Genomic DNA, 10,937 nt, shown 5'->3' on the forward strand with positions numbered 1-10,937 from the left:
ATTGGCCCCATCAAAAACTCTGCAAGGATTCGAGAAAATGACGTGATCTTGATGTGGGCCGGGTTTTTCGACGCCCCGGTTTCTGACCATCTGTGATAGAACACATGTCAGCGAACAGGAGGCTGAATCTTGGCCGAGAAAGTGAACCGAGCCCGAAGATGGATGTTGATCGGCGCATGCGCGGCGATTGCAGGCGGGTTTGCGATCAGGGAATACCGTTTGATCCCCGAAGACCACGGCGGCGGCCGGATAACGGTTGCCGAGGCCCATGAGCAGGCCTCGAAGGGAAACGTTCTGTTGATCGATATCCGCACGCCGCGCGAATGGCGCGCATCGGGCATAGGCGAGGGCGCCGTGCCGCTGGACATGCGGCGTGAGGATTTTGTCAATGCGCTGACGGAATTGGCTGGCGGCGATCCGACGACCCCGGTGGCCTTGATTTGCGCCCGCGGCGTGCGCTCGGCACGCCTGAGCAACCGCCTGATCGAAGCTGGATTCACCAATGTGATCGACGTGCCCGAGGGTATGTTGGGTTCGGCCGCAGGGCCGGGATGGGTTCGGGCCGGATTGCCGGTGCACAAATATGATGAGGATGCAGGATGATCCGGGAATTCAGTCTGGCGTTGGCCTTGGCAGTGACCGGGCAGACCGCTTTCGCGGGGTGTGCCGGACAAGAGGATACCTGTAAGACGCCCATGGGCGCCTATCACATCGAGCTGCCCGACGCGGACAATGCGCCCATGGTGGTGTTCCTGCATGGGTATGGCGGCAGCGGGTCGGGCACGATGCGCAATCGCGGGATGGTCGAACCGCTGCTGGAGCGCGGCTATGCGGTGATGGCCCCTGAGGGGTTGGAACGGCCCGACCGGGGCGGCACCAAAAGCTGGAACTTCTATCCCGGTTTTGGTGAGCGGGACGAAACCGCCTTTCTTACCGAAGCGGTGCAAGACGCGGCACGGCGGTTTGGCATCGACGCTGACCGTGTCCTGCTGGGCGGGTTTTCCGCCGGAGCCTTCATGGTCAACTATCTGGCCTGCGAGAGCCCCGATACGTTTTCGGCCTATGTCCCGGTGTCCGGTGGTTTCTGGCGCCCGCACCCCGAAACCTGCAACGGTCCGATCCGCATGTTCCACACGCATGGCTGGACCGACAATGTGGTGCCGCTGGAAGGGCGCTTGCTGGGCGGAGGACGCTTTCAGCAGGGTGATATCCATGCGGGTCTCGAAATCTGGCGGGATGCGAACGGTTGTGTCGATCACAAACCGGCAGGGTTCAGCACGACGGGGGATTTCATGCGCCGCCGCTGGACCACCTGTGCCGAAGGCAGCGCGCTGGAATTTGCTCTGTTTCCCGGAGGGCACACCGTTCCCGCGGGCTGGGCCGATATGATAGTCGATTGGTACGAAGGGCTTCCCGGCAGTTGATCACTCGGCCGGGGTCATGTTGCCTTTGCCTTCGACCAGTCGCTTCAGTTCATCGCGATAGCGGCGCGCCGACCGGGTAATGGCGGGTTCGCTGAAGTCTTCCCGCATTCCGACCATCTTGCGCGCGGCACCTGCCGAGACACCGCTGAGCGCTGACAACGGGATAGCCAGCGCCAGACTGATTGCGATCGGGGCCAGCCAGATCGACACCAGACCGGACAGGATACCGACACTCAGCGCGACTCCAATGACGGTTTCAAGCGCATGGCACAGGATCAGCGTTCGCGGACCATAGGTGCCACCGTCGCGGGCCTGAGGTGACCAGCCGCGCTGAATGCCGAAAGCCGTACGGAATACAGCGATCATCTGTTGCACCATCAGGATCGGAGCGTAAAGGATCGACAACAGAACCTCGGCCAGGAAAGAGGCAAGGAATTTGCGCCCGCCACCGAAATCCGCGTAGCGTACGCCGCTCAGCGGCAGGGCCAGAACGCCCAGAACCTTGGGGGCCAACAACATCGCGTACATGACCAGAATGATCAGCACGTGACGGGTTTCCGACATCTCGGGCCATTGCGGGAACAGAGGATTGTCGGGGCTGAAATAATGCAGGACAGAGGCATCCTGACCCTGACCGATCAGTGCCCACATCAACAATAGTGCAAACCACAACGGAGACATCAGATAGCCGACCGCGCCGTGGAACATGTGAAACCGCGACACGGCACGGAATCCGGAAGAACCCAGCAGTTTCAGGTGTTGCAGGTTGCCCTGACACCAGCGGCGGTCCCGCATGGCGTGATCGATGAGGGTCGGCGGTGTTTCTTCATATGACCCGCGAATACGCGGCAGAAATCGCACCGCCCATCCGGCGCGGCGCAGCAGGCCGGCCTCGACGAAATCGTGGCTCATGATCAGCTTGTCCTGACCGCTGAACGAACGCAGCTTGGGCAGGCCGGCGCTGGAGGCAAAGGCCTTGGTGCGGATAATCGCGTTGTGGCCCCAATAGTTGCCCTCTTGCCCGCACCAACGGGCCAGACCTTCGGCAAAGGCGATGCCATAGACGCCATTTGCAAATTGCTGCATCCGGGCAAAGACCGACTGTGCGCCGATCAGCTGCGGATAGCTTTGAATCAAGCCCGCACCCGGATCGCATGCCAGTGCATCGGTCAGGCGATGGATCGCGCGCCCGGTCATCAGGCTGTCGGCATCCAGCACCAGCATGGCATCCCAATCCGCGCCCCAACGGCTGACCCAGTCGGCGATATTGCCCACCTTGCGGTCGGTATTCTGTTCGCGGCGGCGATAATACAGCTCGAGCCCGGGTGCCAGCGTGGTGCGCAGTGCTTCGACGCTGGCCTGTTCCTGCGCCGCAATCTCGGGATCGCGCGTGTCCGACAGAATGAACATGGCATAATGATGTTTGCCGCCGCGCGCCTGAAGATCCTCCAGCATGGTGCGGGCATTGCCCAGCACGTTCCAGGGGACTTCGTTGTAGACCGGGGTCAGCAGGGCCACCCGCAGGGGTTGCGCCGCGGCCCGGCGCTCGGGGCGTTCCTGTTTCGCCAGCGACACCATGCCCAGCAAAACGGTGCAGACGGTGAAGGAAATCCAGAAGAAGTTGAACGAAATCAAAGCCAAAAGAATGGCTTCGACCACGTTTATGCCTTCCGCGCCGAACCAGTCGCACATAACCCACAGCAAGGCCAGAGTGGCGGCCATAGCAGGCGAAAAAACCAGCGCGCGCCAGAAACCGGCAGAGGATTTGTGCTGACCGGAAGGCGCATCGGCATCCCGGAACCGTGCGCTGAAGTTCTGCGCCGGCATCGCCAGAGGGGCCTCGGGCGGCATGATATGCAGATCGCGGCTCATGTGGTCCAACGGTACAGCCAGACTTCCGAGGCGGGCTGTTTGTCTTTCAACAATTGCGCGCGCAACTCGACATGGTTGCGTTCGCCGGGCTGGAACGAAAACGCCAGGCGTGGACCACCGGTATCCGGGTTGCGCTGCAAGACGCCTTCTGAAGTTTCCGCATGTGGCGAATCCACAAAGATCGTAATTGCGCCCAGGTCCTCGAACAGCTCGCTGTCTTCAAAATCGATGACGGCCAGCCGGCCTTCGCCAAAGGTGTTCTCGCCCATCGCGGTGTTGATCACGCGCGGCATCGGTGTGCGCTGGGGTTCTTCACCCCAGATCAGGCGATAGGACAGATCAACCTGACTGCCTGCCGCATAGGGTTCAGCGGGCCTCCAATAGGCGACGATGTTGTCATAGATTTCCTGATCTGCCGGAATCTCGACCAGCGTGACCGAGCCTTTGCCCCAGTCTTCCTGGGGCTCGACCCACAGGCCCGGGCGCTTGTGGTAATTGGCCTCGAGATCGGCATAGTCCGAAAACTGTCGTTTGCGCTGCATCAGACCAAACCCGCGCGGGTTTGTGTCGACGAAGGATGAGACCTGCAATCGGGTCGGATTGGCCAGTGGACGCCACAGGACCTCGCCCGCGCCATTGCGGATCATCAACCCGTCGCTGTCGTGCACAGCAGGGCGGAAATCGTCGAACCGGCTGTGGTTGGTCTGGTCGAACAGGAACATCGAAGTTCCCGGAGCGATACCCACATGGGGCAGGTCTTCGCGCGGGAACAGCGTTGCCTCGACGTCCATGATGCAATCCGCGCCCGCCGTGACGTTGAAACGATAGGCGCCGGTCACGCTGGGGCTGTCCAACAATGCGTGCACGACCATGTTGCGTTGGCCCGGTTCGGGACGTTCCAGCCAGAAACGGATGAATTCGGGAAATTCCTCGCCATCCGGGTCGCCGGTTTTCAACGCCAGACCCCGCGCGGACAGTCCGTAAACCTCGTGCAGGCCAATGGCGCGGAAATAGCTGGCCCCCTGCCAGACGCAGAATTCATCTGTCTTGCCGGGGCGGTGCATTTCAGTGCGCAGACGCAGGCCCGAGAAGCCCAGCGTGTCATCGATTGGCAGTTGCGGCACGTCTTCGGACTTGTCGAACATATCCAGATCGAAGGCGACCGGCTTGGTCATGCCGTTCTCGACCGTTTCCACCTTGACGGTGCGTGGGAAATACAGGCCGGGGGTGAAGAAATCCACGTTGAAGGGCGTCTCGGTTTCATACCACAGCGCCCGGTCAAGCCGGAACCGGATGGAACGGTATTGCTGATAGGTCAGGTCCTGCCATTCTTGCGGTACAATCTCGCGTTCCACATAGGGGCGGCTGGCCAGATCGCGGGCCATCTCGATCACATAGTCGCGGTCAAAAGGCGTCTCACCGCCCGTCGCATAGGCGGATGGAGCGAAGGCCAAAGCAGTCGTCGAGACGAGGAATGCGCGACGGGTAAAATTCATTTCTTCGACTTCCAGGGTTGTGACTTGAACCAAGCTGCCAGATAGGCAACGCCGATGATCATCGCAAACCCAATCATGTTGGCGATAAAGACAGTGGCGACATCCCGCCCAGCCTGATCCAGCGCGACGCCGATCAACCGGGCCGCGGCCATGGAAAACACGAAAACGGCAAGGGATTGCTGGCCGACCTTGGTGATAACGGCCAGCAGGAATTGCCAGATGCGTGCGCCCACACCATGACCCGTCGCGATCAGGCGGTGGCCGTGCTCGCCCGCTGCAACCCATCCCAGATAGGCCAGCGACAGAAAGTGGACATATCGAAGAAGGCCGAACTCGGTTTTGCCACGCAGCTCTTCGGTCAGGGGCCAGCCCTTGCGGATCACTGCGCCAAGCTCGGGTGCAGCCGTGTTGATCCAGGTGAAGACTTTCCATGACCCGAACGGGGCTGACAAAACGACAAAGGCAATCGCCACCCAGATCAAGGATTTCGACACGGGCGGGGCCGGAATCCAACCGCGCATGAAGGCGAAGCCGGTGAAAAACAGCAATTGCCATCCGAAGGGGTTGAAGAACCATTGGCGCTGGGACCAGGGTTCTGCGGGAAGGGCAAGCGCGCCGGTTTGTGCGATGAACCAGATGGCCACGCAAACTGCCGCCATCAGCCAGAAACTGACGCGGTAGAGCGCCATGTAAAGCGGCATAAGCGCCAGTACGACCAGATACATCGGCAGGATATCGAAGTAGTTCGGCACATAGGTCAGTGTGAAAATCCCGACCATTTGCGGGGCCGGATCATTGAAGAAATGTTGAAGGTTCAACGACGAGACATAGGTTTTCTCGAACGCGCCGGTCTGATCCAACGCGGCCATTGTCATTGCAACAAAGAAGAACAGGGCAATATGCGCCCAATAGACCTGCCAGATGCGGTAGGCCACTCGGGCGGTGCCCATCCACCATCCCTTGCGCAGAAATGCCCCGCCAAAGGCGATGGCCGAGGCCATGCCCGAGCAGAACACAAAAATCTCGGTCGCGTCCGAGTACCCAAAGCGGGCAGGAATCCACTTTGCCCAGGGATCGTTGGGAATATGGGCGATCAGGATGATGAACATCGCGATGCCGCGATAGAAATCCAGACGCGGGTCACGCGCACTGGCAGGGGCTGCGGCCGGGGCCGCAGCGGGTACAAAATCAGAAGCGGGCGATATGGTCGCCATACGTTTTCTGTCCTTCTTGGTCTTCTTGTTATTCGGCGGGGACGCTTTGGACGTCACCGCTGTCGCGGGCCGCGTCGATCAGGGCGCGACGCGCGATGGCATAATTGTCTTCGCCCCCGGCGCGCTTGGCGCGACGGTCATCCAGAATGCGTTCCACCGCGTCCAGGCGACCCGCGCGCAGGCCGGAATCAATGGTAATGCGTTCAAATACATCACGTTGCGCGTGGCTGCCACCGGCCAGTTGCATGGAATCGCGCGCCGCCAGCAGATGATCAAACGCCGTTCCATAGTGGCCGTCACCAAAGGCCTCTAGGCCCATGGCCGCAGCGATACCGGGGTCTGCCATGCGGCGGGTGGTGTCGTCGTCGGCGCGGGCCGCATCCTTGTTCATGCGGTTCAGCATCTTGGCCGTGGCATCGGCGCGATTGTCACCGGTAAGCGCCAGCAGATAATGCAGATCCGCAAAGATCAGACAGCCATCTTCCGTTCGTGCGGCACTCAGATCAGCCAGCTCTTCCCAGCGATTTCCGACATTCACGCCCTCAAGTTCAAGCCGCATCAGCAGCGAAGTACCGTTCGAGATGTCGCGATAATCGTCGGTTTTGTCCTTGCGGATGTGATTGTCATACAGCTCGATCACCTGATCGACCTGACCCAGATCCAGATGCATCAGCGCCTTGTGCCACCACACGTGGTACCGGAAGTTGTTGCAGTGGGCCCAGGCCGCCTCGCGCCCGGCCAGCCAGTCTAGGCCCAGCTGCGCATTGCCCGTCATCTCATGGACATGGGCCACAGCGTGCAGGCCCCAGGCATCATCGGACACCATCCATAGCGCCTGACGGCCCGCGATTTCGGCTTTTTCATAAGCGCCTGTTTCTTCCAGCGCGAAGGAATGACAGCCCAGCAGATAGCCGCGCCCGGGGTGGTCCGGCTCATATGCGGGCATCACCCGCTCGATCGAGCGGCGCATTCCGTTTGCATCGCCCAGAACAAAGCGGGTCGCATGGCTTAGTTTCATCGCCAGCGTGTCCTGCGGATGGTCACGCAGAATCGCTTCGAATTTCTGAACCGCCTGTGCCTGCTGTCCAGCCAGATACAGGGCCAGCGCATCCACGTAGAGACGTTCGCGTTCAGTTGCAGGTTGACGTTCCATCGCCGCGTTGGCAGCAGCCAGCGCTTCGACAGCAACCGCCATCATCTCGCGCCGCCCAAGCAGCGCCATGAACAGACCTTTGACCGCTTGACCCAGCGCGAAGTCGGGCTCGAGTTCCAGCACTTTGCCCAAGTGCTGCGGCGTGACAGCGGCATGAGCCATGAACCCAAGCAGAACACCATTCCACGCTTCGACGGCCGCCGGCTGGGTCAGGGTGTTCATCTGTCCGAAAACGTCTTGTTTCATACTTGGGTCCAATCTGATTGCGATATTTGACACTGTTCGATGTACCAGAGTGTGCGAGAGGGACGTAACAGTATCGACGCTGCTCTCGAATTGGTGAAATGACGTGTGCGAAAAAGATGAAAAAAACCGCCGATTCAAGGGCATGTTTCAGCGACTTGCCGCCTAAATGTGCAAGTATTTCAATCCTCGAACGGGTTTTCGGCGCTCAGAACAGCCTCAGTATCGGCCCCGCAGACCGGTGGGGCGCTGCGATATGTTACAGGCGTCCGAGACAGGTTCAGAGGATTCCCGATCAGGTTGACCTGACCCGGCTGGGCCTGCATGGCAATCTGCATCTGTCTTGCGGCCACTTGTTCCGTGTTGAACACCTGATCCAGCGTCTGCACCGGGCCGACGGGCACTTTGACAGCCTCCAGACCGGAAATGACGGTCAGGGTATCCAGCGCCTTCACAGCGGGGCGAAGAATCGAATTCAGCGCGTCACGATGCTCCAATCGGGCCGGGTTGGTCGCGAATCTCGGATCGTCTGCCAGTTCAGGAGCATTGATGAAGTTGCAGAGTTTTCTGAACTGGCCGTCATTTCCAACCGCGAGAATCACGTGCCCATCGGCGGTTTCGTAGACGTCATAAGGGACGATGTTGGGGTGCCCGTTTCCGCGTCGTTGCGGAACATTGCCTGACGTCAGATAGTTGACGCCTTCATTGATCAGCCAGGCGATCTGGGAATCCACCAGCGCCAGATCGATCTGCTGGCCCTCGCCGGTCAAGTCGCGGTGGCGCAGCGCGGCCAGGATACCCACGGTTGCATACATCCCGCACATCACGTCGGCGATGCCAACACCCACTTTCATGGGCGCGCCCTCGGGGTCGCCGGTCAGCGACATGATCCCGCCATAGCCCTGCGCCATCAGGTCATAGCCGGGCTTGCTGGCATTCGGGCCGGTTTGGCCGTAGCCCGAGATCGAACAGTACACGAGGCTTGGAAACTGTTGCGACAGGGTGGCATAGTCCAGCCCGTATTTGGCCAGCCCGCCCGGTTTGAAGTTCTCGATCAGGATGTCCGCATGTGACGCCAAGCGTCTGATTTCCGCCTGACCCTCGACCGAGGAGATATCCAGCGCGACGGATTTCTTGTTGCGGTTGGCAGACATGAAATAGGCGCTCAGATCCGAGCGGTTGCCCTCGGCATCGCTTACGTAGGGCGGGCCCCATTGCCGCGTGTCATCGCCCCCGGTTGCCGGGTTTTCGATCTTGATGACGCTTGCGCCCAGATCGCCCAGAAGCTGTGTGCATGTTGGGCCCGCCAGGATCCGGCTAAGGTCCAGAACCTTGACACCCTTCAATGGGCCTTCAGATGCGGCCATCATAGCCTCCACGCTCAACTTCAGCAGCAATCACCGTAAATGTCTCAGCCTTTACAGCAGCTTCCAGTGCGGCGCGCAACTCTGTCCTGTTACGAACCGTATGGCCATTGCCGCCAAAGGCGCGGCCCATTGCGGCGAAATCATGATGGCCGAAATCCACGCCCGTGTTGCGCATCTGTCGCTGGCGTTGTTTCAGCTCGATCAGGGCAAGGCTGGCATCCACGAAGACCAGAAAAATCGGGTTGCCGCCCATTTCAGCCGCTGTCGACAACTCGCCCGCAACCATCAGGAACCCCGCATCCCCCGAGAAGCTGATCACCGGGCGGTCGGGTTCGGCCAGTTTCAGGCCAATGGCCATGGGTACGGCACATCCCATCGTGCACAACGCCGAGGACTGGATCAGCCCGCGTTCTTCGTTGCACGCCCACATCTGGCTCAGCAGAATGCGGTGTGCGCCGCTGTCGGCCGTGGCCAGTGTTTCAGGCGGCAGGGCAGCACGGGTTTCGACAATGACGGCAGCGGGCCCCCAGCTTTCATCGGTGGGGAAGTCCTTTGCCAGCGCGGCTTTGATCTGCTCGGGTTCGTTGCCCGGCCATGTTTCACGGGCCGGGTTGCCTTTGGCTATTGCCTCCAATGTCTCGCCCGTGTGGGCAACAAGGTTCAATCCAGCCTGATGCATGTAGTGGTCGTTGACCACGGCAGAGATATCGATGACGCGCTTTTCTTCCGGATCCCAGATCTCACGCCAGCCGGGGCGCATTTCGATCGGGTCATATCCCAGACACAATACCAGATCCGATTGTTCGATCAGAGGCACAAGATGCTTGTCAGCCAGCGGCGACAGCCCCGCGCCGCCCAGACACAGCGCGTGATCCTCGGGCACGACGCCTTTGGCCTTGTAGGTCGTTACGAAAGGAATGCCAAAATGCTCCAGGAACGCCTGCACGACACTGCGCGAGTCGTCATAGAGGACATCCAGGCCGATGATGGCGATGGGGCGTTCGGCCTCGGCCACCCAGCGGCGGGCCTTCTCAAGGCATTCACCACCGGGGCTGACCGGCGCGACCTTGGCCAGCCGGCGGCGTTTCACGCCGGTAACAGGCGTGTCGGCAACCGAGATCGGGACATCGATATGAACCGGGCCGGGTCGTGGCTGCATGGCCAGCGACACCGCCTTGTCGGCAATGATATCCGCGCCTTTGGCTGTCAGCGTATAAGTGCCTTTGGTGATCGCGCGATAAACCCGGCTGTGATCCATGACCTGATGGGTATAGGTCAACGCTTCGTCCGCATCGACGCATCCGGTCAGAACGACCATCGGCACACGATCCTGCAAAGCGTTCGCCACCACATTGATCCCGTTCATTGCGCCCGGACCCAGAGTGGCGACCAGAATTGCAGGTGCACCGTCGCGATGATGAACGGCCTCGGCCATGAACCCGGCAGAGTTTTCGTGCTTGGTCAGATGAAAGGTGATCCCAGCCTTTTCCAGCGCATCGACCAGCGTCAGGACCTCGCCCCCCGGCATCCCGAATGCGTGTCGGCACCCCGCTTCATAAAGGCGTTGGGCCAGAATATCCGCAGCGCGGGGCGAGGGGTCTTGCATCAGTCATGCTCCGATAAAACCGTTTCAAGCAGATTGCGGAGGACGTTCCCGGACGCAAGGCGGTTCACGCCAGTGTGACTATTTGACTGCGCGTTCAGCGATCGATTGAAACGTCGAGTCAAGCTCGGCGGCAATATCCATCAGGTTCTGACCGCCTTCCGAGGCGTAGGGCGCAAAGACGAAACTGGGGGTTTTATACGACAGGTTTGCCGTCCCGTCTTTGTTCTCGGTAACGTAAAACCGGATCGGGGCCTCGATCATCGCGTGGACCGAGGTTTCCAGAACCCGCACGGCGTAGTCATTGTTGAAAGCGCCGATCACGCGATTTCCGGGAATCGATATCCCACGTGCTGCCGCCGCTTTGGTCGGGCCCGCCTGAGTCACGACGATCAGCCCGTTTTCCTTGATCGCGGCTTTGGTTGCGTCAACCAGTTCTGCATACGGTTTCTGGGTTGGGTATACGGCCCAGCCCTCGGGCGCATCCTGAGCCCACAGAGGCAACGCGATCAGGCAGAGCAGGGGAATGAAGGCTTTCATCAACGCGTCTCCGGTATCTTGCTCT

9 protein-coding genes are annotated in these 10,937 nt (G+C 60.3%); 2 read left to right on the plus strand and 7 right to left on the minus strand.

What is annotated here, in order from left to right; translation table 11 throughout:
- Nucleotides 1-162: 162 nt before the first annotated feature.
- On the plus strand, nt 163-603 hold the full coding sequence (locus ACR0E2_RS00210; protein WP_480446164.1) for a rhodanese-like domain-containing protein: 441 nt from the start codon (nt 163-165) through the stop codon (nt 601-603).
- Nucleotides 600-1,424: a CE1 family esterase gene (locus ACR0E2_RS00215; protein WP_480444617.1), complete on the plus strand. Its 825-nt coding sequence runs from the start codon at nt 600-602 to the stop codon at nt 1,422-1,424. Before ACR0E2_RS00210 ends, ACR0E2_RS00215 begins: the two co-directional genes overlap by 4 nt.
- Here the strand turns inward: ACR0E2_RS00215 and mdoH are convergent, their stop codons facing one another.
- The 7 genes from mdoH to ACR0E2_RS00250 form a co-directional block, all read right to left on the minus strand.
- Complete coding sequence (gene mdoH / locus ACR0E2_RS00220; protein WP_480444620.1) at nt 1,425-3,296, minus strand: glucans biosynthesis glucosyltransferase MdoH; 1,872 nt, start codon at nt 3,294-3,296, stop codon at nt 1,425-1,427.
- Complete coding sequence (locus ACR0E2_RS00225; protein ID WP_480444622.1) at nt 3,293-4,792, minus strand: OpgD/OpgG family glucan biosynthesis protein; 1,500 nt, start codon at nt 4,790-4,792, stop codon at nt 3,293-3,295. The genes mdoH and ACR0E2_RS00225 overlap by 4 nt, the downstream gene beginning before the upstream one ends.
- Complete coding sequence (locus ACR0E2_RS00230) at nt 4,789-6,006, minus strand: OpgC family protein (RefSeq protein ID WP_480444624.1); 1,218 nt, start codon at nt 6,004-6,006, stop codon at nt 4,789-4,791. The genes ACR0E2_RS00225 and ACR0E2_RS00230 overlap by 4 nt, the downstream gene beginning before the upstream one ends.
- 28 nt (nt 6,007-6,034) lie before the next feature.
- Nucleotides 6,035-7,405, minus strand: coding sequence for a tetratricopeptide repeat protein (locus ACR0E2_RS00235; protein WP_480444626.1), 1,371 nt, complete (start codon nt 7,403-7,405; stop codon nt 6,035-6,037).
- 179 nt (nt 7,406-7,584) lie between these two features.
- Nucleotides 7,585-8,769, minus strand: coding sequence for a CaiB/BaiF CoA transferase family protein (locus tag ACR0E2_RS00240; protein ID WP_480444628.1), 1,185 nt, complete (start codon nt 8,767-8,769; stop codon nt 7,585-7,587).
- On the minus strand, nt 8,756-10,375 hold the full coding sequence (locus ACR0E2_RS00245; protein WP_480444630.1) for a thiamine pyrophosphate-binding protein: 1,620 nt from the start codon (nt 10,373-10,375) through the stop codon (nt 8,756-8,758). The genes ACR0E2_RS00240 and ACR0E2_RS00245 overlap by 14 nt, the downstream gene beginning before the upstream one ends.
- 78 nt (nt 10,376-10,453) lie before the next feature.
- Entirely contained in the window at nt 10,454-10,912 is a 459-nt protein-coding gene (locus ACR0E2_RS00250; protein ID WP_480444631.1) for a DUF302 domain-containing protein, read from the minus strand.
- Nucleotides 10,913-10,937 lie beyond the last annotated feature (25 nt).

This window comes from Ruegeria sp. A4, assembly GCF_056543025.1.

What these genes read in the sequence shown, in the direction of transcription:
- ACR0E2_RS00250 (WP_480444631.1), bottom strand. Translation starts at nt 10,912, where the DNA reads ATGAAAGCCTTCATTCCCCTGCTCTGCCTGATCGCGTTGCCTCTGTGG.
- ACR0E2_RS00240 (WP_480444628.1), bottom strand. Translation starts at nt 8,769, where the DNA reads ATGGCCGCATCTGAAGGCCCATTGAAGGGTGTCAAGGTTCTGGACCTT.
- ACR0E2_RS00230 (WP_480444624.1), bottom strand. Translation starts at nt 6,006, where the DNA reads ATGGCGACCATATCGCCCGCTTCTGATTTTGTACCCGCTGCGGCCCCG.
- mdoH (WP_480444620.1), bottom strand. Translation starts at nt 3,296, where the DNA reads ATGAGCCGCGATCTGCATATCATGCCGCCCGAGGCCCCTCTGGCGATG.
- ACR0E2_RS00225 (WP_480444622.1), bottom strand. Translation starts at nt 4,792, where the DNA reads ATGAATTTTACCCGTCGCGCATTCCTCGTCTCGACGACTGCTTTGGCC.
- ACR0E2_RS00215 (WP_480444617.1), top strand. Translation starts at nt 600, where the DNA reads ATGATCCGGGAATTCAGTCTGGCGTTGGCCTTGGCAGTGACCGGGCAG.
- ACR0E2_RS00245 (WP_480444630.1), bottom strand. Translation starts at nt 10,375, where the DNA reads ATGCAAGACCCCTCGCCCCGCGCTGCGGATATTCTGGCCCAACGCCTT.
- ACR0E2_RS00210 (WP_480446164.1), top strand. Translation starts at nt 163, where the DNA reads ATGTTGATCGGCGCATGCGCGGCGATTGCAGGCGGGTTTGCGATCAGG.
- ACR0E2_RS00235 (WP_480444626.1), bottom strand. Translation starts at nt 7,405, where the DNA reads ATGAAACAAGACGTTTTCGGACAGATGAACACCCTGACCCAGCCGGCG.